The following is a 21,361-nucleotide window of genomic DNA, read 5'->3' on the forward strand; positions in this document are numbered from 1 at the left end:
CATGCGCTGTCGGGATAGACCGCGGCCGCGGCGGAAACTCATCGGCCGGCGGTCGCGAGCGTACGACGAAGCGGCGACAACCGGCCGGACGTCCGCCGATCCGGCGGTAGATTGGGACGGGAACGAGCCCGCGCATCGCCGATCGCCGAGGTGGTTCCCCATGTATCAGGTTCCCGACATGACGGGCCGGTACGTCGTCGTCACCGGCGCCAACAGCGGCACCGGCAAGGAGGCCACCCGACGGCTGGCCGCGGCCGGTGCGCACGTCGTGATGGCCGTCCGCACCCCAGGCAAGGGCGAGGCGGCGTGCGCCGAGATCATGCACGAGAACCCGGACGCGCAACTCGAGATCCGTCGGATCGACCTCGCCGATCTCGGATCGGTGCGGGAGTTCGCCGCGGGCTTCCTCGACGACGGTCGACCGCTCGATCTGCTGGTCAACAATGCCGGCGTCATGTCGCCGCCGCGCAGGTTCGAGACCGCCGACGGGTTCGAGCTGCAGTTCGGCTCCAACTTCCTGGGCCCGTTCGCCCTCACGAATCTGCTGCTGCCCCTGCTGTTGGACGCGCCCGAGGCGCGGGTCGCGACGATGACGAGCGGCACGGCGCACTACGGCCGGATCAACTTTCGCGACCTGCAGTCCCGGCACCGGTACAGCCCGGCGCTCAGCTATGCGCAGTCCAAGCTCGCCGACATGCTGATGGCACAGCACCTGGCACGGGTGGCGGAAGCCAGCGGCTGGAGCCTGCTCAGCACCTACGCGCACCCCGGGTACACCCGCACCAATCTCCAGACCGCGGGCGCGAGCCTGGGCCGGGACAAGCCCAGGCACGGGATGTTGTCCGGCAACGACCGCACGATGCTGCCGTCGCAGGACGTACGCGACGGCGTGGAGCCGATCCTGTTCGCCGCCACCAGCCCCGAGGCCGTGCAGGGCGGCTACTACGGACCGGGTGGCCGAATGGCGCTCGTCGGCCCCACCCGGCGGTACGATCCGCCGCGCAGCTCGCGCGGCGAGGATCTGGCCCCCTCGCTCTGGGCGATGGCCGAAAAACTTACCGACACAACACTTCCCTACTGAGCATCCGACGACTGGAGGATCGATGACCGGCCGGACATCTGCCGCAAGCGTGACCACTACCGGCGAGCGCGGAGTGCACATCGAACGCGTCATCGCCGCACCGCGCGACCGCGTCTGGGCGGCCTACACCGAACCGGATCTGCTCGCCCAGTGGTGGGGGCGCGGAAACCGGCTCGACATCGAGAAGTGGGAACTGGAGCGCGGTGGGCACTGGCGCTTCGTCGAGCACCACGAGGGTGGCGTCGCCGGATTCGAGGGCCGATTCCGGGAGGTGACGCCGGTCGAACGCATCGTCTGGTCGTTCGAGTGGGACGGCATGCCCACCCACGTCTCGGTCGAGACGATCGAGTTCGTCGACCTCGGCGACGGCCACACCAAGCTGGTGACGGACACGATCTTCATGACCGGCGAGGACCGCGACGGCATGATGCAGTCCGGCATGGAGGCGGGCATGAATGCGAGCTTCGCGGCTCTCGACGCGCTGCTCGCCCGGACCACCTGACGTCACCGCCACCGGCCGCTGGACGCTTGTCCATGTCGGTTTGCACAAAACGCCCTTCACCAGCGCAGCGCTCGGCTATATTTCGGTCGCATAACGACCCGACACCCGGTCTCGCCCTGGAAAGGCCCAAGATGAACCTCAACCTCATCTCGTTGTTCCCGTCGTTGATCGGAACGATCGGAAACCTCGTGAACTTCGGCAGCACCATCGAGTTCAGCTGAGTTCGACTCTCTCTTCAGACGAACACCCCGGGGTTGCTCCCGGGGTGTTCGCGCGCCCGAGGCCCGATCACGTGCCCTTGACGTTGAGGATCTGCCGTAACTGGTGCCGGACCTCCACGAGATCACGGGCGTCGTCCATGACGACGTCGATGTCCTTGTAGGCGTCCGGGATCTCGTCGATCCACTCGGCTCCGTGCCGGTACTCGATCCCTTTCATCCGATCGGCCAGGTCGGCGACGGTGAACCGCTTACGGGCCTGGGTGCGGGAGAACCTGCGGCCGGCGCCGTGCGGGGCCGAGCACAGCCCGCGCGCATCGCCCTTGCCCCGGACCACGTAGGACCGGGTACCCATCGATCCTGGGATGACCGCGTCGACGCCCCCGTGGGCGTTCACCGCGCCCTTGCGGGTGAGCCAGACGCTCTCGCCGTAGTGCTCCTCCTGCTCGGTGTAGTTGTGGTGACAGTTGATCCGCTCGGCTTCCACCACCGGGGTACCGATCCACTCGCCGAACACCAGGGCGAAGCGGTCCAGCATCTCCGCTCGGTTCAGCAGCGCGAAGCGCTGCGCCCAGCGCAGTTCCCGGATGTAGTTCCAGAACTCGGGCGTCCCCTCCGCCAGGTAGGCGAGGTCCCGGTTCGGCAGGTCGATGTGCCATGTCCGGCACAGCCTCTGGGCGATCGCGATGTGCTTCTGCGCGATCTTGTTCCCCACGCCCCGGCTGCCGGAGTGCAGGAACAGCCACACCCGGTCCTGCTCGTCGACGCACAGTTCGATGAAGTGGTTGCCGCCGCCCAGCGAGCCCAACTGCTCGCGCCACTTCGGTGAGTGCGACAGGTCGACGCCGTCACGCGCGGCCCGCTCCTCGAGTTCGGCGATCCGCGGCTCCGCGAACCACTTCCCCAGCGACGCCGTGAGGTTGTAGTTACCCGGGGACAGCGGGATCGCGTGCTCGATCCGCAACCGCAGCGCGTGCAGCGTCCGCCCCGCGCCACCGGCACCCTCGATATCGGCCAGCGTGAACTGCGTTCGGGCGGCGATCATTCCGCAACCGATGTCGACACCGACGGCAGCCGGGATCACCGCGCCGCGGGTGGGGATGACCGTTCCCACCGCCGAGCCCTTGCCGAAGTGCGCGTCGGGCATCAACGCGACGTGCGGGTACACGAACGGCATGGACGCGGTCTCCCGCGCCTGCGCGAGGGTTCCGTCGTCGAGGTGGCTGGCGAAGTTCACGAGGTTCTGGTCGTGCTCGGTGGGGCTCACTGTTCCGCTCCGGTCGGGGACGAAGGCCACGGGGATCGCCGCGCCGTCGTCCGATCAATTGTTCGATCTTCCAACCGTAGAGCGATTTCGGGACAGGGCAAGCGAATTACGCTCCGGCGGCGTTCAATGGACCGCACGCGCGCAACGACTCGAGAACGGTGACGAGACATGACGGAACACGACGACTGGGCACGCCACAGCGGCGCTTCGGCGCTGCGCCATTTCGCTCCCGAGGTGGCATCGACGCTCGATCGACTCGTTGCGATCGCGCCCATCGATCTCGTCGCCGGCACCCGCGTGGTGTGCGCGCGGACGCTGTCGCTTCCGCCGCTACCGGCGCCCGCACAGACCACCGACGCACTCACCGCCGCCCCACTGGAGTTCGCCGAGCAGTTCTCGGTGGACGTGTCGATGATCGACGACGCCCAGCGGGCCGCACTGGCGTCCGGACTCGGCCAAGACACCGGCCGATTCGTCCAACTGCTGTACGTCGCCGACTGGGTGCCGCGGGCACGGGCCGGCCTCGACGCACTGTTCACGGCGCCGGAACCGGGATGGCCGGTCCCCGTCGAGTGGGACACCACCGGCGAACCGTGGCCACTGATCCAGCGCACGCTCGTCGAGGTTGCTCGGGTGCGGGAACTCGATCCGGTGACGACCGAGGTGGTCCGCCTCTACCAGGCCCGGCAACACAACTGCCGACTGTGCAAGTCGCTGCGCAACCGGACCGCGATGCTGGCCGGCGGCGGCGAGGAACTCTACGACGAGATCGACGACTTCCGGGCAAGCAGCCTGTCGCCCCGGCACAAGGCCGCGCTCGAGTTCGCCGACGCCCTCATCTGGCAGCCCGCGCACCTCGATCCACAGGTCGTGGCCGACGTGCGCACGCACTTCTCCCCCGCCGAGGCCGTCGAGTTGGTGATCGACCTGATGCGCAACGCGTGCAACAAGATCGCGGTGTCGACGGGAACGGACGGGGCGAACGTTGCCGACGGAATCGAGGTCTACGACGTCAACGCCGACGGCAGCGTCGATTTCGGTCTGGCGCTACCCGGCTGACCCACTTCGGGCTGCCGCAGCGCCATTGCCAGGTCCCCGGTACCGGAGGAAGGTGAAGTGAGAAACGGGACCGGTGGCGCCACCGGGGCGCCGCCCCGAGGAAAGGGAGTCGATCGTGTACGCGCGTTCTACAACCATTCAGGCGCATCCCTCGTTCATCGACGCCGGAATCAAACACATCCGTGACACCGTGATGCCGGCGCTCGCCGACATCGAGGGCAGCGAGGGACTGTCGCTACTGGTCGACCGCGAATCCGGACGCTGCATCGCCACCAGTTCGTGGAGGGACGAGGAGACGCTCCGGGCGAGCGAGGGACCCGCCATTCACCTCCGGGATCAGGCCACCGAGGTCTTCCACGGCACCGCGCACGTCGAGCGGTGGGACATCGAGGTCCTGCACCGCGACCACACGTCGCGCCCCGGCGCGTGCGTCCGCGCGACCTGGTTCAAGGTCGATCCCGGCACGATGACGCACGCAGTCGATGTCTGGAAGCTGAACTTGCCCGCGATGGAAGGCACCGACGGCTTCTGCAGCGCGAGCCTGATGGCCGACCATGCCGCGGGCCGGGCAGTGTCCTCGGTGACCTTCGACAGCGTCGAGCAGATGCGTGCCGATCGCGAGCAGGCCGAAGCGATCCGGACTCGGGCCCTCCGTGAGACAGGCGCCGAGCTACTGGAGGTGTGCGAGTTCGAGCTGGCAATTGCGCACCTGCACGTGCCCGAAATGGTCTGACCGTCGAGGAGGTCGGGTTCAGACGTACAGCCGGTCGACGAACGCGTTGATGTTGTCGCGCACGCGCTCGGTCTTCTCCTCCGGGCTGAGGTCCTCGCGGTACCGGCTGCCGAGCGCGGGCTTCTTCCTGCCGCGGGCATACAGCGGGCACGCCAGGTCGATGCACATGTAGATGCCCACGGAGTTGCCCGCCCGGCCCGATTCGCCGATCTTGTTCGCGGTCATCAGCGCGATGCCGCCACGGGTGTGGGTGGTGAGGCAGATCGCGCACATCTGGGACTTGCCGGACCCGTTGGGTTCGAAGCGCATCGCCACGCCGATCGGACCGTCCGCCCGGGGCACGACCAGGTAGCCGCGTCCGGGGAACGATTGGTCGGTCCAGCCCAGGAAATCCAGATCGTCCCAGGGGCGATCGTCCAGGTCACGCGGCGCGGGCAGGCGCTTGGCGTCCCCCTTGGAACAGTTGACGAACGACGCCCGCAGGTCGCGTTCGGTGATCGGATCCATGACGGGGCCGGCTCCTTCGATCGTTCGGGCAGCGAACTGCCGCCACGATACGACCGGGGCCGGCGGATGGACAAACGGTTTCTTGCCCGCTCGAACGCTTCACCGAGGCCGTCGTGCTCGCCGAAGCTCTCGCGCACGGCACCAAACCACAGTTCGTCTTCGACTGAGGTCGGGACGACGAGTGGTTCGGCGCCGGCGTTCGGTTCGGGTCAGGCCGCCTGTAGCAGCCCCTGCCGGGACAGGATCGGCCGCACGCCCTCCGCGAACCAGTACGCCTCCTCGATGTGCGGCTGGCCCGAGAGGACGAAGTGTTCGACGCCCACCGCCGCGTACTCCCGGATCAGCGCCGCCACCTCCTCGTGGCTGCCGACGAGCGCGGTGCCGGCACCGCCGCGGACCAGTCCGAATCCCGCCCACAACCCGGGGTACACCTCGAGATTGCGCAGGTCCGCGCTGAGCCCCAGCTGACGCCGCTGCCCCTCCGACTCGCTCTGTGCCAGCCGGGTGCGGGCCAGCTCGATCTGGGCGGGACTGATCCGGCCGACGAGCTTGTCGGCCTCGGCCCACGCCTCCTCGGACGTGTCCCGCGCGATCACGTGCGCGCGGATGCCGAAGCTCAGCGTCCGCCCGTGGACGGCGGCACGACGGCGGACGTCGTCGATGAGTGCGCCCACCTTCGCCGGCGGCTCGGTCCAGGTGAGGTACGTGTCGACGTGCTCGGCCGCGACGTCGAGCGCGGGTTCGCTGGCGCCGCCGAAGAAGATTCCCGGTGCCGGGGAGGGCGCCGGGAAGGCCGCCGCACCCTCGACCGTGTAGTACTTGCCGGAGAAGTCGTACGGCGTGCCGCTCCAGGCCCCGCGCACGATGTCGAGGAACTCGCCGGTGCGCTCGTACCGCTCCTCCTTGGAGTGGAAGTCGCCGAAGCGGCGCTGCTCCTCGGCGTCGCCGCCGGTGACGATGTTGAGCAGCAGACGGCCTCCCGACAGCTGCTGGAACGCGGCCGCCTGCTGGGCCGCGAGTGTCGGCGTGATCAGTCCGGGCCGAAATGCGACCAGGAACTTCAGGTTCCGGGTCTCCCGGATGAGTGCCGCCGTGGTGATCCAGGCGTCGGGGCACCACGATCCGGTGGGCGTGAGCACGGCCTCGAATCCGAGTTGTTCGGCGGTCTTCGCCACCAGCGTCAGGTAGTCGAGCGAGGCCGGGCGGAACTCGGACGCCCGTCCCGACGCCTCACGGGGTTCGAGGGCGCCGATCACCTCACGCCCGTCGCCGTTCGTGGGCAGGTACCAGTGGAAGTGCAGGGTCATGCCGAAATCCCTTCGAGAACACCGAGATGAACGAGAACTTGCTTGCGCAGGGCGACGACGTCCGGATCCGCGCGCTGCCGCGGACGCGGCGCGCTGACCGCGACGTCGTGGGCGATCCGTCCATCGTCGAGGACGAGGACGCGGTCGGCGAGCAGCACCGCCTCCTCCACGTCGTGGGTGACCAGCAGGACGGCGAAGCCGTGCCGCCGCCACAGTCGGATCAGCAACTCGTAGGCCGTGATCCGGGTGAGCGCGTCGAGCGCCCCGAACGGCTCGTCGAGCAGCAGCAGGTCCGGCTCACGGACCAGCGCGCGGGCGAGGGACACCCGCTGCGCCTCACCGCCCGAGAGCGTGAGCGGCCACGCGTCGACACGGTGGCCGAGGGCGACCTCGCCGAGGGCGTCGATCGCCCGCCGCTTGCCGTCACCGTCGGGAAGTCCGAGGGAAACGTTGCGGTGCACCCGCTTCCACGGCAGCAGCCGCGGTTCCTGGAAGGCGACGGCAACCGAACCGTCGACGTCGATGCGGCCCTCGTGTCCACGGTCGAGCCCGGCGACGGTGCGCAGGAGCGTCGACTTGCCCGACCCGCTGCGCCCGACGAGTGCGACGATCTCGCCGCCGCGCAGCGTCAGGTCGATGCCGTCGAGCACGACGTCGGTGCCGAACACCCGCCGCACGCCGCGGGCGGTGACGACGGCGTCCCTCACGCGCCCTGGTACGTCTTGCGCCATGTCAGCAGCCTTCCCTCCAGGGCCCGCACGATCGCGTCGGTCGCGAGACCGAGGAATGCGTAGACGAGCAGACCGAAGATGACGATGTCGATGCGGAAATAGATGCGGGCGTTGTTGATCAGGTAGCCGAGGCCGGCGTCGGCGTTGATCTGTTCGGCGACGATGAGTGCGAGCCAGGCGACGCCGAGCGACATCCTCAGCCCGGTCAGTGCCTGCGGCAGTGCACCGGGGAGGACGACATGGAGGGCAAGCTGGAACTTGTTCAACCCCAACGTCTCCGTCGCCTCGATCAGCTTGCCGTCGATGCTGCGGATACCCGCGAACAGATTGAGGTAGAGCGGGAACATCACGCCGAGCGCCACGAGGAACACCTTGGGCTGCTCGCCGATCCCGAACCAGATGATGAACAGCGGGATCAGGCCGAGGAACGGGACCGTCCGCAACATCTGGATCGGCGGATCGATCGCGAGCTCCACGATCCGGGAGAACCCGGCCAGCACGCCCAACAGCACGGCGACCGCGATGCCGAGGACGGCGCCGAGCAGCACCCGCTGCACCGAGACGGCCAGCGCGTCCTGCAGGCTGCCGTCCGACCACAGTTCCGCGGCCGCCGAGATCACCTGCGCGGGCGAGGCGAGTGTCTTGTCCGAGACGACGCCGGCGCTGCTGAGCAGCTGCCACAGGACGAGCAGCACCAGCGGGGAGATCAGGCGCAGCAGCGGTGTCCACGAGCGCCGCGATTGTTTCGGCTGTCCCGGTGCGGCGGCTTCCGTCGCCGCGGCCTCCGGCAAGCCCTTCGTCAGCACGGCAGTCATTTCGCACCCGCCTGAATCTGCGCGTTGAACCGGGCGTCGAACCAGTCACCGGCCACCGGCGCCTGCTTCAGCAGTCCTGCGGCGGCGAACAGGTCGATCAGCCTCTGCTGCTTCGCGATGCGCTGGTCGTCGATCGCAACGTACGACCCCTTCGACGTGTCGAACGACGCCGCGGCGACGTCCTCGGGCAGCTTGGTCAGCTTCGCGAAGATCGGCACCCACGCCTCCGGGTGCGCGTCCGCCCACACCTGGGCGCGGGCCAGTCGTCCGAAGAAGTCGGCGAGTGCCGCCGACTTCGCCGGATCGGCCAGGGCCTCGGACGCGGCCGAGAAGTACGACTGCCCGGTGGTGACCTCGCTGCCATCCGCGATGATCCGGGCGCCGGCGGTGTTCTTGCCGATCGTCGAGTAGGGGTTCCACACCGCCCACGCGTCGACCTGTCCGGCGGTGAACGCGCTCAATGCGTCGGCGGGACCGAGGAACTGGAACTGGAAGTCCGACACCGGCAGCTTCGCCTGCTCGAGCAGCCCGAGGACTAGCCCGTGCGAGCTCGACCCCTGCGTGACCGCGATCTTCTTGCCCTTCAGGTCGGCGATCGACGACGCCGTCGAGTTCGCCGGCACCAGCAGGAAGTCGTTGGCACCGGTCCGCGCCTGCACCGCGACGATGCGGCCCGAATTGCCGTTGGCCTGCGCGAATACCGGGGGTACGTCGCCGGTACCGCCGGCGTCGATCTTGTTGGCGCCCAGCGCCTCCAGCAATGGCGGTCCGGCCTCGAACGTGGACCACTCGATCTTGTAGTCGAGGCCGTCGAGCGCGCCGGCCGCCTCGAGCAGCGACTGGGTGCTCTTGACCTGGTCGCCGATGCGCAGGGTGACGTCGGCCTGCGGGTTACCCGCCGAGTCCGACGCCTCGGACGCGCCGGAACTGCTGCATGCACCGATCGTCAGAGCAGATACCGCCGTCAGGGCGGCAAGGACGAAACGTGTTCGCGTCGAACGACGCATGGAGACCTCCGATATGAACGTGAGGAGTGCACGAGGAACCCGGGCCCGATCGGGACGACCGGCGGGTGAGGAGAATCGGCCTGGCGAGGACGCTCGGCCGGTGAGATCAACAGGAACGCGGACAGGGCGCACACACGCAGCAGGCCGAGAAGGCGTGCCGGCGGGCCAGGGTCTCGACGCTGCCGTAGGTCATGCCGAGAATCCTGGGAGGGCCCGGAGCAACCGTCAACGGATGCAGGCGCTTCGACACCGTCGTTCCCGCGATTGTGCTGGGGGTTCAAGAGTTTCGATCACGCGACGCGGATTCGAACCATTTGCATCGAAATACGGAGAATTCGGGACAGGCGGGCAGCCCGGCTGCCATACTCCGGCCATGCTGATCATCGGGATCATCCTGTTCGGGCTGCTCGTCGGCGCCGTCGCCCAGTTGGTCGTGGGCAAGTCCAAGTCGGGCATCGACTGGGGTCTGGCCTGCGCCGCCGGCGTCGGCGGCTCGTTCGTCGGCGGTCTGCTGATCAGCCTCTTCGCCGGTGACGGTCTCGCGCTCCGTCCGAGCGGGATCATCGGCTCCCTCGCCGGCGCGATCATCGTGACCGCCGCCTGGACGTGGTGGAAGGCGCGGGACACCGCCGAGGTCAATTGAGCCGGACTGTCCGGGACGAACGACACCGGCCGGCCAGTGCCGCCCACCTGATTGCGGGTGCCCCGCGCGAACATCGGGCCAGGGTATGCGTGGCGAGCGGGTCGGCAACGACGGTTCCCTCGACGTCCGCCTGAGGCGGCTCGTCCCGCAGCGGGAGCAATACATTCAGTCCGGCAGGGCCTCCCGGCTCGTCGTAGAACGTCGCGACGCCACGCGTGGCGCCAGCCAGTGATCACCTTCTGCGCAGTTCTGCCGACCAGTTGGGTGCTGAACGCACTCCTGGGTCCTCTCGTCGCCAGTTGGCCTGCCTCGCAGTGCGCCCAGAGCCGACCGAATCGTGCCGCTTCCGGCCCACGCGACGATTCTTTTTGATAGACATTGCCATTCGTGCCCAAATCGCTCATCACTCGACAACTCCCACCCGCGTCGATGCGTGATGCCGCCCTCACCGCTGCGCCGAAGGAACAATCGTGCCCGCTCCCCTAGCCCTGGAATCGCGCCGGCCCCTGCAGTTCGCCCACCGCATGCGTTCCACGCTCCTTGCGGCCGCCGTCGCCGCAACCGTCGCAGCGTCATTGGCTGCCTGCGGGAGCAGTGACTCCGCCGGGGGCACCCTCACCGTGCCGAGCGCTACCTCGTCGACGACGACTCCCGCGGCAACACCGACGACACGCGCCGCCGCCCCCGTGGCGATGCTGACCTCCGACGCCGCCACAGCTGCCCTCGCCACGCTCGAGACGTTGCCGGTGAAGGGCCGGGCTCCCAAGACCGGGTACGACCGGGCCCTGTTCGGTCAGGCTTGGTCCGACGATGTGACCGTCCCGGGCGGCCGCAACGGCTGCGACACCCGCAACGACATCCTGCGCCGCGACCTGCTCGACATCACCGTCAAGCCCGGCTCGAACAACTGCACCGTTCTGACAGGCACCCTCGACGACACGTACACGGGTACGACCATCGCGTTCACTCGGGGCGAGGGAACTTCGAACGCGGTGCAGATCGATCACGTCGTCGCGCTGTCCGACGCCTGGCAGAAGGGCGCGCAGCAGCTCGACGAGGCGGCCCGCCGCAACCTGGCGAACGACCCGCGCAACCTGCAGGCCGTCGACGGCCCCACCAACGGGCAGAAGAGTGACGGGGACGCCGCGACCTGGCTGCCTCCGAACAAGGCCTATCGATGCACCTACGTGTCCCGGCAGGTCGAGGTGAAAGCCGCGTACGGACTGTGGGTGACCCAGGCAGAGAAGGACGCGATCGCGCGAGTTCTCGGCGACTGCGGGGGCGTTCCGGCCGCCGCGACCTCGGCCGCGATCTCGGCATCGGCGTCGGCGTCGATGGCTCCGACGACCCTCGCGCCGCCGGCCACCGCGGCCATCCGGCAGTCGGCCCCGGCTCCCGCTCCCGCACCGGCGCCAGCTCCGGCACCGGCACCGGCTCCGGTGGTTGCGCCTGTCGCACCGCAGGGCGCGAGCGTGCACTATGCCAACTGCGCTGCCGCCCGCGCGGCGGGCGCAGCCCCGATCTACGCCGGGCAGCCGGGCTACAGCAGCAAGCTCGACCGTGACAGCGACGGAGTCGCCTGCGAGTAGAGCCAAGGCTCACTCCCGCCGCCGGCGAAGGAGACCGAACGGTCATTCGTATGCCAGAATGACCGCCGCTCGGGCTGTCGTGACGCGCACGTCGGCCTACCGAGCGGATTGAAGAGGAACGAAATGAATCGTCGGTTCGGCCTGCTCGGCCGTGGACCGCGTCGCTCGGTGATTGCGGCGGCGGCACTGTCGGCAGCGGCGGCGCTCGCGCTGTCCGGTTGTTCGTCACCGGAGGCCGACGCGACGGGACCGTCCGACGCCGCAGTCGAGACGGTCGTGACCGGGGAGGCGCTGGATTCACCGACCGCGCTGGCGATCCGACCGGACAGCACCGAACTGTGGGTCACCAATGCCGGCAACGACTCCGTCACCGTGATCGACACCGCGGTCGCAGGCTCGGCCAAGATGATGCAGGACAGCTACGGCGAGCACTTCACGGCACGGCCCTCGGGCATCGCCTTCACCGACGACGGCGGATACTTCGCGGTGTCGAACAACTCGAACAACGAGGTGCGCGGGATGGAGTTCAAGCTCAATCCCGAGCGCGAAGCCCACTTCAAGGGCAACAACTTCATGGGCCCGACGTTGTTTTCCACCAGCACCTTCGCACTCGCCGGCCAGAGCAAGCCCTACATGGCGGACTGGCCGCAACCGGGCATCAGCCACGATCCGCCGGACGACACCCCGCAGAACCAGTGCCCGTCCGAGTACTGGTCCGACGCGACCGCGCGCTGCGTGTGGCCCCGCCAGGGCAGTCACCTCGACATGCTGCACGGCAACCCGCTCGGCACCGGCATCCTGCACGACGAGGTCAACGCGTTCTTCATCCTCGACGGCTGCGGCGTGCACGACGCGGCCAACGAGTGCCAGGGCCCCGGCCACGTGGCGCGCGTCGACTTCAACCGGGACCACCAGGAGGGCAACGGCTTCCACGGCGACGGCACCACCAAGCGCTACATCGATCTGCCGTACCAGCGGGTGGACGACGTGCCCAGCGGCATGTTCGAGCACGACGGCTGGGTGTACTACTCCGACACCGGTGCCGGTGTGGTTCGACGGTTTCAGCCCGACAGCGGAACCACCGAGGTGATGGTCGAGAACTGGAACGACTCCCCCGCGAGCCACGGTGAGCACGGGCCCGGCGTCATCGACTGGAGCCACATCGAGAACGGCCCCGGCGACGGGGACGATCCTGTCACCGTCGATGCATGGGTCGAGCGACGCGGCAACCACGCCGCCATCGCCGCGGCCGGGGACAAGTGGATCCGCCCGATGGAGACGCTGTCCGAGTACTCGTACGTGTGGAACGCGACCCGCGAGGACGCCAGCCCTGCGGGCGCAGTCGAGCGCCCGGCCGGCCTGGCCGCGGGCGCGGATTCGTGGTTCGTCGCGGACAACGCGTCCGGCCGCATCGTCGAGTTCGACTGGAGCGGAAAGCAGCTGCGAGTCCTCGAAACCGGAAAGAGCGGACTCACCGGCCTCACGATCACGCCGGACGGCAAGACACTCTACTTCTCCGACGCCGCAACCGACGGGGTGTTTCGGCTCGCGCTGAGCTGACGCACCGAGAGTACGAAGTCCGCGGAATCGACCGCCGCCGCGACCCGCGCCACCGTCGCGTCCACGTCGAGGCCGCCGGTATCGAGGGCGTGCTTCTCGAGGACGCCGAGGTCCGCGAACTGGCGCCACATCTGCGTGATCGGGGCCGGATCGGTGAGCGCGTCCGGCCCCGTTCGCGCCATCGCGCGCGCGATCGTCGTGGCCTGATCCGGCCGAAGGACGACGTAGTGGCGCGTGGCGTGCACGTCGTCGCTCCCTCCCGGGGTGAAATGGCCGAGCATCCACGGGCCGACGATTCCGTCGACGATCGTGGTGAATCCGCCCCGCGCGTATCCCTCGGCCGCGGCGGCGATGACACCCAGCACCGTCTGGTTCTGCTCGTCCGCCTCCACCAGGTACGGCGGTACGCCGCCGCTGACGATGGCGTGCCAGAAATCATCCGTGTGGAGGTGCACGGCCTTGGGGTATTGCCTGGCGAGCCGCCGTGACACAGCGCTCTTGCCAGCACCGGGCGGACCCGTCACGATGACGATCCGACCGGGAGCCGAGTCCGCATTCACGGGCCCACCGTAGCTCGGCATTCGTCGGCCTGTCTTGCCATTATTCGGCATCCGACCTCGGTCGGAAATCGCCTCGTCGCGACCGCGCCGACGTCGGTGGGATGATGGCCTGGTGCCGATGCCTTCACCGCTGCCCGTCCGAGACGGGGTCGGGCCGACGCGACTGCGGGTCCCGACGTCCGGTCCGTGGGCGACGATCGCCGAGTACGTGATCACGAGATTCGACCACCTGGACGCGGACGACCTGTACCGACGATTCGACGCCGGCGAGATCGTGGGCGCCGACGGCGGCCCGATCGGCCGCGACACGGCGCTCGGCGACCAGGTGTTCGTCTGGTACTACCGCGACCTGCCGGTCGAGGAACCGATTCCGTTCCGGGAGGAGATTCTGCACGTCGACGACGACCTCGTCGTGATCGACAAGCCGCACTTCCTGCCGACCACCCCGGGCGGGCGCTATCTGCGGGAGTCCGCGCTCGTCCGATTGCGGACCCGGCTCGACAACCCCGATCTGACGCCGATCCATCGGCTCGACCGTGCGACCGCCGGCCTGGTGATGTTCTCGGCTCGTCCCGCGACGCGCGGCGCCTACCAGTCGCTGTTCGAGAAGCGTCGGGTCGCCAAGGTCTACGAGGCGGTGTCGGCACTACCGGCCGAGTGGAACCCGGACGCACCGGCGCTGGCCGGTCACGCCGTTCCCGTGGTGTACCGCAACCACATCGAGGCCCGACGCGGTGAGCTGCGGGTCGTCGTCGACGAGTCCCGCGAACCCAACTCCGAGACGCTGATCGAGGTCCGGGGCACCGGGATGAGCGCCTCCGGACGCGCTGTGCTGCACACGATCCTGCGCCCGCACACCGGACGGATGCACCAGCTGCGGGTACACCTGTCGGCACTCGGCGTCGGGATCCTCGGCGACAGTTGGTATCCCGACCTGCTGTCCGAGGCACCGGACGACCACGCCCTCCCACTCCAATTGCTCGCGCGGGAACTGGAATTCACCGATCCACTGTCGGGTGCACGGCGGCGCTTCGTCACCGAGCGGACGCTGAGCGAGGCGCCCGAAGCGGAGCTCTGACACGCGGCACTGCCTGGCCACGTGCACTCGAGGCCGCCGGCGACACCGTGACCCGCGGCGCACCGTTCGGCGAGCGTCGTCGGGCATGTCTTCACTCCGTGCACGTGAACACGCGCACCGTGCACCCGCAGAATCACCCCTCAAAACTGCCCGATAGGTCGACACTGCCCACTACAGTCGCCGGGACCCCCCACGGAACCTCAGGGAGAAAACGGAATGCGCAAGTCCATCGCTGCCGGCGTAGTCGCAGCAGCATCGGTAGGAATCGTCCTCGGCGGCAGCGGAATCGCCTCCGCAGCATCCAAGACCATCCCTGCGGGGACCGGGTTCTACTACGTGAACACCGACATCCGGCCCGGCATCTACACCACCGAAGGTGCACTCGTCGACGGAGACCAAACCTGCACCTGGGTACGCGGAACGATGAAAACGCTCCGTATGGAACCGATCGCATCCGGTATGACCAAGGGCCCGACCACGGTGAAGATCGAGGACACCGACGACGTGTTCATCACCTCCGGGTGCGGTGAGTGGACGCGCGAGACCCAGCTGGACGGCGGCTTCCTCCATTCGCTGTTCGGCTCACTCGACTTCGGCTCCCTGACGGATGGCCTGGTCGGATCGCTCGAGGTCGGTTCCGCAGCAGGGTCGCTCGGCGGTTCCCTCGCCACCGGTTCCATCGTCAACGGATCACTCGCGAACGAGTCGCCCGGCTCCTGATCTCGGCAACCGGCCCGTCGCGCATGCGGCGGGCTTCGACCCGACGTCACACCCGTGAACGGAAATCCGCGGCGAGTTGTGTCACGGTCTCGGCCGCGCAGCCTCGGTTGTCACCGACACCACCGGACGCGCCTCGCTTCGCCCAGCCGACCACGTACAGCCCCTCGAGCGGTTCTCCGGTCTCGTGGGAGATCACCTGTCCGCCAAGGTTCGGCACGACGCCGCGGGCGCCCAGCGGGACTCCGTCGATCGGTTTGGTGGTGAATCCGGTGGCACAGATCGCAGAGTTCGTGTGGAAGGTCCGGCCGGCGGTCGTGGTGACCGCGACGACACCCCGGTCGGTCGCAGCGAGGCCTGCTACCTCCTGCCCGAACGACAGGACGATGCGCAGGGGTCCCACTGCACCGGCCGGAGCGGGGGGCACCCCGCCGACATCGGTGGCGGGCAGACGCGACAACGCACGCAGCAGCGGGCTGTCCGCGGCGGCGCTGGGTGCGCTGCCGGCGCGATCGATCAGCACCTCGGTGTGGTCGAGGTCGAGAAGCTCGTAGAACGCCGAGGGCGTGAAGGCGGCGCCGTCCGCGGCCGACCGCGACAGGATCACAAGTTCGCGGAGTTGTTCACTCGCGGGCACCCGGTCGCGGGTCTTCGCGGCCCACCGGACGACATCGAAGGCAACGTTGCCCGCGCCGATCACGACGCACCGTGGTCCGGCGGGCGCGGGCGGCGGGAAGGTGCCGCAGTTCTCCGCGACCAGGATGTCGATGGCCTGACGGATCTCGTCACCGGCACCGGTGGACGCGATCCGGCGAGGCTGCGAGGCTCCGCAGGCGAGGATCACGGCATCGAATCTCGTTCGCAGCTCGTCAATCGAGATATCCACGCCGACTTCGGTTTCGGGAACAACCGTGACGCGGTCGTCGCCGAAGGGCACATCGAACAGCCGGATCATCTCGCGCACGCCGACGTGGTCCTGGGACACGCCTCGGTGCAGCAGTCCCCCGATCGTGTCGTGCTGCTCGTAGACGGTGACGCGGATCGACGACGACCGCTGCAGGAGCTCGCGAACGGTGTACATCGCGGCCGCACCCGCCCCCACCACGGCGATCTCGCGTCGGTCAGTGGGGCGGGCCAGCGGCAACTCGAAGACTGCGCGCGGCCGGGTGCGCGGCGCCGCGGGTACCTGCGCGAAGAACTCACGGTTACGCGCGGCGTACGGGAGTTCGGTCGAGGTCAGTGCGTGCTCGGGTTTGATGGCCGAGGCCGGGCAGGCCTCGACGCACGCGGTGCAGTCGATACACGAATCGGGGTCGATGTAGAGCGTCTCGGAGGACATGAAGCCGTCCTCGCCGGGGGCGGGATGGATGCAGTTCTGTGGGCACACCCGCACACACGAGGCGTCCTTGCAGCAATGTCCCAGGATGACATGGGCCACGACGACTCCTAGTCAGAGAAGGTTCGACTTTCGGTAGACCCATCGGGCGCCGGGATTGAGCAGTCCTTCCTTGCTCATGAATTCGATGAACGGCTCGGCGGCCCTCCGGAACATCATCCGATGATGTTCGTTCCCATCGATGTTCGCCTTCACGACGTCCCAGTCGAGGCCGAGATCGTCGTACACCCGGCGATTGATCAGGCTCCTCGCGATGAGGTGCATGCCGGCCGCGATGGTCAGGGTGCTGACGAATCGCCTGAAGCGGGAGCGTCCGACCAGGAGATCACGGATCTTCCGACGCGCGAACGCCATGTGCCGGGACTCTTCGACGACGTGAATGTAGGCGGACCGGCGGATGGGTGCGGCGACGTCGTCGCTGTTCATCCAGTCGCGTTGCATGACGTCGAAGACCTCCTCGCCGGCGAGGACGATTCCGTATGCGACTTCGTCCCAAGCGATGTGGCGGAACACCCAGCCGAAGAAGTCCACCGAGCGGTCGCGCGGATAGAAGTGGGACCCGATGCTCTCGACGGCATTGGCGAACATCAACGAGTGCAGGTTCTCGTCCGCGCATTCGTTGAGGAGGAACTTGACGTCCGGTCGTGCCGGATCCGCGCTGTGGCTCGCCCTCAGCAGAGCCACCTGCAGGCCCACTTCGAGCCAGATGCCGATGCCCAGGAAATGCGCGACCTCGCACCTGGTGAGCCGGACCCGCTCCGACTCGGACATACCGTCCCACAACGGGGTTCCGTAAAGGGGCGACCACTGCGGTGTCATACCGTGGCGTTCGTCGTCGCCGGGTTCGGACTGGTAGACCAGAGGACTTCGCGAATCGAACGACAACCGCCTGGCAGATTCCAAAAGGGTCTCGAAAATTGCGTCGCTTTCGGAACCTGCCATCGTGCCCTACTCCTCCGATCACCGTGCCGCTGTGGACACGGGGGTGCCCGAGCTTCCACTCGTACGGGCATGGAACCACACGTTCGGGGTGCTGTCGCGACGGAGCGGCGCCTCGAACATCGACAGCGGTTCGCTGTCGACATCATGCCGGCAGAGCGTAACCCGAATCACACCGATCGAGGGCATGCCTGGCCGATGCAGACGAGAGAACGGCGAGCGCACTGCGAGCAACGGCGTTGATCAAACCTCTGACCAGTGGATCCAGAAGCTGGGGCGGAACGCGAGCAGGTGGCCCGATGCACCGGCACCTGTCGCGGCACGTCGTTTCGAGCTTTACGAGCACTTGACGGTAACCAGGGATCAGCTCGAGGATCCCGATGCGATCTTGAACGAGGCGCGCCCCAGCGGCGGCCTGATCACCGGCGCCGACATCGGCCGCATTCAACAGCGCCGCGCAGCATGCCTGACGCCGTCGTCGCGGAGAGCCACGTCGAGACACTCCGAATTCTCCAGATATCATGGGCCCGAACATGTTCCGGCAAGCTCGAGACCCAAACACTCGATTCTCCGCAGCTGCGCGGCCCGGCCGCCGACCCGCTAGCAGCCATCGGCGAAACCGACTGCACAGCAACCGGACTCGCGTTCACCCCACCCATCAGTCCCGGCACCTTCACGCCACACCTCGCCGGGCGTCACGCACCCGCGCCGCCCTCCGCGCACCCCTGGTTTCGACCCGCCCCGAAGCACCCCCGTCGGCGTGACCGCCTCTGGCGACGGGCGACTGCCCAGAAACCACCGGGCGACCCGATCGACGCAGCTCCTACGAAGGCAGGAGATCACCTCCTCCGAAAGTAGGAAACATGCTCCAGAGCAGCCCTTTCTTCCCGATCCCCGCGCGCCCCCGTGCTACATCTACACACCGAGCCCAATCCAACGAGTTTATAAAGACCGACCAGTCTCCTTGATATCTGTCGGTTGATTGTCTACCGTCGGGACGGTCGCTCGACTGTTCATCGACATGAGCAGAGAACGACGCCTGTGACTTATGGGGGCCACAGGGGGTTGCGTCGGCTGTTGCGACAGTGCAGACGCTTGTAATGACTTGAAGACATCGAGGCGGGACTTCCACATTCCCGCCCCGACGTCGAACCGTGTCCGCGACTCCCAACGAGGTGAGTGAAGTATGTCCAAGAACGCATTCCGCATCGGCTCGGCCGCTGCGATCATCAGCGCCGCCGCGCTCGTCGTGCCCGCGCTCGCCGGAGCCGAGCCGACCGGATCCCTCGGCTCACTCGGCTCGAGCGACGCATCGACCGGATCCGCAGGCTCGCTCGGTTCGAGCGAGGTTTCGGAAGGAGTTGCTTGCGAGCAGCTTTCGACCGAGAACACCCCCAACGGGTGGGGTATCCCGTTCGAGGACGAGAAGCGACAGGTCGCCTACTACACCGCCGAGAATGTGCTCGACACCGACGGCGCCCTGAAGCTCGAGGTCGAGAGCACTGCCAACAGGTCGGTCAGCTACCGCGAGGCCGGCGGCATCAAACTGTCCGACGCCATCAAGAAGGAGATCGGCTTCTCGGAGTTGGCCGAGAATCCGACCGCTTCCTTCCAGCTGCGGCTGACCGGCACATTCGAGAACGAGAAGTTCCCGGACAACGGTTTCACCACCCTGGTCTGGGTGCCGGACGAGAACGCGGCCAATACCTCCGAGGGCGGCGTTCATGCCAACCTGCAGAACGGAAAGTGGTGGAGCACTTCGAACATCGCGGGAGCAACCGGCCGCGCACTCGTGCCGCTCACCGAGATTGCGGCGGCCAACCCGAATGCGGTCGTCGACCACTACGGCGTGAGCATCGGACGCGGCCTCCCGGCCACCTCGACGCTGGTCGACGCCGTGAAGTTCAACGGCTGCACCACCAACTTCGCCAAGAACGATCCGGAGCCTCCGGCCGAGGAGTCGACGGGCTCGCTCGGGTCGCTGGGCTCGCTCGACCTCTTCGGCTCGCTCAGCACCGGTTCACTGGACACGGGTTCGCTCGGCTCCTGATCTGAAGCAGGCAGGACGCTCGGACCCTGCCCGATGATCGGCGGGAATCCCACGGTCGTCGCAGCATCCTCACGATAAGGATGCTGCGGCGGCCGAGTCGTTCCCGAGCTGGCGCCACGGCCCCAGCTCGGTTGGACCGCTGACTATGCCGGCTCTCGGATCACCCCGAAGTGGCGCACCTCCCCCGAAAGGCCGGGGAGCTCTTGCACCGGCGACCAGGTACTCAGCCCATCCGTGCTGTCGGAGTAGAAGTACTTTCCTTCGGTGTACGCGTCGAGGTAGATCCGCCAGGCCCCGTCGGGCAACTGGACGACGGAGGGCCCCTCCACCAGCGTGCCCCAGTTTCCGGGCGGGACGAAGGTGTAGGGACCGGTCACCGACGGGGCGACCGCATGCTCGACGACCTTCGCCGCCTCGTTCTTGGTGAACGCATGGTAGGTCGATCCCACTTTGACCACGGTGGTGTCGATGTGGTCGGCTCCGATGCCGGCGAGCGGAACGGGCAGACTCCACTGTCGGAGAGAGGGTTCCAGCGCCGTCATCAGATACGGCACGAATCCCCCACCTGTCGACATCGACAGGATGACGTTCACGCGGTCGCCCTCCACGAACCATTCGGGCGCCCAGGCTTTCGTGGTGAAAGGTGACAGCGAGGGCCCGTCGGCCGAACCTGCCGACCCCGAGGAGCCCAAGAAGTCCGAGGAGCCCTGCAGGATCGCCGAACCCGTGCCGTCGCCTGTCCCCGGCATCAAGGCGCAGCAGAACGGGACCGGGAGGTCGCCAATGTGCGTCCAGTTGACGCGGTCATTGCTGCGCGCGAAGCCGATGCTCGCCCCGCCGCCGTTCGTGTACGTGATGTAGTACAGCCCGTCCGTGTTCCGAAAGATGCTCGGATCGCGCACAAGACCGGACGGGGGCCGATACGCCGAAGGTCGGACCAGCTGGAACTGGGAGCCGTCCCCGGATTCGAACACATCCATGTCCTGACCGCTGGTGTTGCTGAACGCCACCATCGTGTATCGCCATCCCGACGGCGGTGCGGCCCCACCGGCCCCGGACGCCGCGACCAACAGGCCTGCGACACAGAGCATCACCATCGGTACGGCGAGAAGGCTTCGCTTGGCGAGCGTCACCTCTGCAGCATCCATGACGGCAGTCGCACCACGCCCGGCTTCCGCCACAGGGATTGGCAGATCGTTACCGACGAAGCGATGACGACGCCCGTCGACGAGTTGTCGCGATCGACAAGCTCGCGCTGCCTTCGGGCCGCTCCGGCAACCGATGCATGATGAACCCGTGCCGGAACTATTCCTCCCACTGGTGTGGCTGGTCCTGCTGTCGGCAGCCACTTTCTGGTGCCTGACGAGCCCGTCTGCGCTGTCCGCCACGACAGCCCTGGTCGCGGCCGCCGCGTGGCTCCCCGTGAACGGCCCGGTCGAAGGCCCGGTATTGTTGGTGGTCACGCCGAGCCACGGGCTCACCGCGGCAGATCTGCTGTCGGCGGTCGCCCTGCTGGCTGCCCTCCGGGCCTACCGACGCGTCCGGTCCTGACCACCTCGGCTACCTCGAGACGACCATCCGTTTCGGCACCCAGGAACGACA

The 21,361-nt window shown here is 67.9% G+C and carries 21 protein-coding genes; 11 read left to right on the forward strand and 10 right to left on the reverse strand.

Annotated elements, in window-relative coordinates:
• The first annotated feature begins 160 nt into the window (after positions 1-160).
• Complete coding sequence (locus LCL87_RS00990) at positions 161-1,081, forward strand: SDR family oxidoreductase (protein ID WP_225015666.1); 921 nt, start codon at positions 161-163, stop codon at positions 1,079-1,081.
• 22 nt (positions 1,082-1,103) lie between these two features.
• Positions 1,104-1,583 (forward strand): SRPBCC family protein, encoded by a 480-nt coding sequence (locus tag LCL87_RS00995; RefSeq protein ID WP_225015667.1) that lies wholly within the window; start codon positions 1,104-1,106, stop codon positions 1,581-1,583.
• A gap of 288 nt (positions 1,584-1,871) precedes the next feature.
• On the opposite strand, the gene LCL87_RS01000 is transcribed toward LCL87_RS00995, so the two are convergent.
• Positions 1,872-3,068 carry an RtcB family protein gene (locus LCL87_RS01000; protein WP_225015669.1) on the reverse strand — a complete coding sequence of 399 codons (1,197 nt, stop codon included), beginning with the start codon at positions 3,066-3,068 and terminating at the stop codon, positions 1,872-1,874.
• 168 nt (positions 3,069-3,236) lie between these two features.
• Between LCL87_RS01000 and LCL87_RS01005 the strand changes: the two genes are divergently transcribed.
• Both LCL87_RS01005 and LCL87_RS01010 read left to right on the forward strand, forming a co-directional pair.
• Complete coding sequence (locus tag LCL87_RS01005; protein ID WP_225015671.1) at positions 3,237-4,127, forward strand: carboxymuconolactone decarboxylase family protein; 891 nt, start codon at positions 3,237-3,239, stop codon at positions 4,125-4,127.
• Between the two features lie 115 nt (positions 4,128-4,242).
• Positions 4,243-4,860, forward strand: a complete 618-nt coding sequence (locus LCL87_RS01010; protein WP_225015673.1) for a hypothetical protein — start codon at positions 4,243-4,245, stop codon at positions 4,858-4,860.
• An 18-nt stretch (positions 4,861-4,878) separates the two neighbouring features.
• Here LCL87_RS01010 and LCL87_RS01015 read toward each other — a convergent pair whose 3' ends face one another.
• From LCL87_RS01015 to LCL87_RS01035, 5 genes are all read right to left on the reverse strand, one after another.
• Complete coding sequence (locus LCL87_RS01015; RefSeq protein WP_225015682.1) at positions 4,879-5,367, reverse strand: FBP domain-containing protein; 489 nt, start codon at positions 5,365-5,367, stop codon at positions 4,879-4,881.
• Between the two features lie 209 nt (positions 5,368-5,576).
• Positions 5,577-6,674 (reverse strand): LLM class flavin-dependent oxidoreductase, encoded by a 1,098-nt coding sequence (locus tag LCL87_RS01020; protein WP_225015684.1) that lies wholly within the window; start codon positions 6,672-6,674, stop codon positions 5,577-5,579.
• Positions 6,671-7,405: an ABC transporter ATP-binding protein gene (locus tag LCL87_RS01025; RefSeq protein ID WP_225015686.1), complete on the reverse strand. Its 735-nt coding sequence runs from the start codon at positions 7,403-7,405 to the stop codon at positions 6,671-6,673. Before LCL87_RS01025 ends, LCL87_RS01020 begins: the two co-directional genes overlap by 4 nt.
• Positions 7,378-8,220, reverse strand: coding sequence for an ABC transporter permease (locus tag LCL87_RS01030; protein ID WP_225015688.1), 843 nt, complete (start codon positions 8,218-8,220; stop codon positions 7,378-7,380). The genes LCL87_RS01025 and LCL87_RS01030 overlap by 28 nt, the downstream gene beginning before the upstream one ends.
• On the reverse strand, positions 8,217-9,227 hold the full coding sequence (locus LCL87_RS01035) for an ABC transporter substrate-binding protein (RefSeq protein ID WP_225015690.1): 1,011 nt from the start codon (positions 9,225-9,227) through the stop codon (positions 8,217-8,219). The genes LCL87_RS01030 and LCL87_RS01035 overlap by 4 nt, the downstream gene beginning before the upstream one ends.
• 373 nt (positions 9,228-9,600) lie before the next feature.
• Between LCL87_RS01035 and LCL87_RS01040 the strand changes: the two genes are divergently transcribed.
• The 3 genes from LCL87_RS01040 to LCL87_RS01050 all read left to right on the forward strand — a co-directional run bounded on the left by LCL87_RS01040 (position 9,601) and on the right by LCL87_RS01050 (position 13,019).
• The gene (locus LCL87_RS01040; protein ID WP_225015692.1) at positions 9,601-9,870 is read left to right on the forward strand and encodes a GlsB/YeaQ/YmgE family stress response membrane protein; all 270 of its coding nucleotides are present in this window, start codon (positions 9,601-9,603) and stop codon (positions 9,868-9,870) included.
• 470 nt (positions 9,871-10,340) lie between these two features.
• Positions 10,341-11,459, forward strand: a complete 1,119-nt coding sequence (locus tag LCL87_RS01045) for a GmrSD restriction endonuclease domain-containing protein (protein WP_225015694.1) — start codon at positions 10,341-10,343, stop codon at positions 11,457-11,459.
• A 123-nt stretch (positions 11,460-11,582) separates the two neighbouring features.
• A complete protein-coding gene (locus LCL87_RS01050) occupies positions 11,583-13,019 on the forward strand; it encodes a hypothetical protein (protein ID WP_225015696.1) in 1,437 nt (478 codons plus the stop codon).
• Here LCL87_RS01050 and LCL87_RS01055 read toward each other — a convergent pair.
• The gene (locus LCL87_RS01055; RefSeq protein WP_225015699.1) at positions 12,968-13,579 is read right to left on the reverse strand and encodes an AAA family ATPase; all 612 of its coding nucleotides are present in this window, start codon (positions 13,577-13,579) and stop codon (positions 12,968-12,970) included. The two genes, LCL87_RS01050 and LCL87_RS01055, sit on opposite strands and share 52 nt — an antisense overlap.
• Positions 13,580-13,697: 118 nt before the next feature.
• On the opposite strand from LCL87_RS01055, the gene LCL87_RS01060 reads away from it, so the two are divergent.
• Both LCL87_RS01060 and LCL87_RS01065 read left to right on the forward strand, forming a co-directional pair.
• The gene (locus LCL87_RS01060) at positions 13,698-14,657 is read left to right on the forward strand and encodes a pseudouridine synthase (RefSeq protein ID WP_225015800.1); all 960 of its coding nucleotides are present in this window, start codon (positions 13,698-13,700) and stop codon (positions 14,655-14,657) included.
• 216 nt (positions 14,658-14,873) lie between these two features.
• Complete coding sequence (locus LCL87_RS01065) at positions 14,874-15,377, forward strand: Rv1352/Rv1906c domain-containing protein (protein WP_225015701.1); 504 nt, start codon at positions 14,874-14,876, stop codon at positions 15,375-15,377.
• A 46-nt stretch (positions 15,378-15,423) separates the two neighbouring features.
• Here LCL87_RS01065 and LCL87_RS01070 read toward each other — a convergent pair whose 3' ends face one another.
• Positions 15,424-16,812 carry an FAD-dependent oxidoreductase gene (locus LCL87_RS01070; protein WP_225015703.1) on the reverse strand — a complete coding sequence of 463 codons (1,389 nt, stop codon included), beginning with the start codon at positions 16,810-16,812 and terminating at the stop codon, positions 15,424-15,426.
• A 12-nt stretch (positions 16,813-16,824) separates the two neighbouring features.
• Complete coding sequence (locus LCL87_RS01075; protein WP_225015705.1) at positions 16,825-17,712, reverse strand: AurF N-oxygenase family protein; 888 nt, start codon at positions 17,710-17,712, stop codon at positions 16,825-16,827.
• Between the two features lie 1,183 nt (positions 17,713-18,895).
• On the opposite strand from LCL87_RS01075, the gene LCL87_RS01080 reads away from it, so the two are divergent.
• Positions 18,896-19,759, forward strand: a complete 864-nt coding sequence (locus LCL87_RS01080) for a hypothetical protein (RefSeq protein WP_225015707.1) — start codon at positions 18,896-18,898, stop codon at positions 19,757-19,759.
• A gap of 143 nt (positions 19,760-19,902) precedes the next feature.
• Here the strand turns inward: LCL87_RS01080 and LCL87_RS01085 are convergent, their stop codons facing one another.
• Positions 19,903-20,907: a glycoside hydrolase family 43 protein gene (locus tag LCL87_RS01085; RefSeq protein WP_225015716.1), complete on the reverse strand. Its 1,005-nt coding sequence runs from the start codon at positions 20,905-20,907 to the stop codon at positions 19,903-19,905.
• Between the two features lie 148 nt (positions 20,908-21,055).
• Between LCL87_RS01085 and LCL87_RS01090 the strand changes: the two genes are divergently transcribed.
• A complete protein-coding gene (locus tag LCL87_RS01090) occupies positions 21,056-21,310 on the forward strand; it encodes a hypothetical protein (RefSeq protein ID WP_225015718.1) in 255 nt (84 codons plus the stop codon).
• Positions 21,311-21,361: the final 51 nt, after the last annotated feature.

Origin of the sequence: Prescottella equi (assembly GCF_020171745.1) — a bacterium.
Lineage (GTDB): Bacteria > Actinomycetota > Actinomycetes > Mycobacteriales > Mycobacteriaceae > Prescottella > Prescottella equi_A.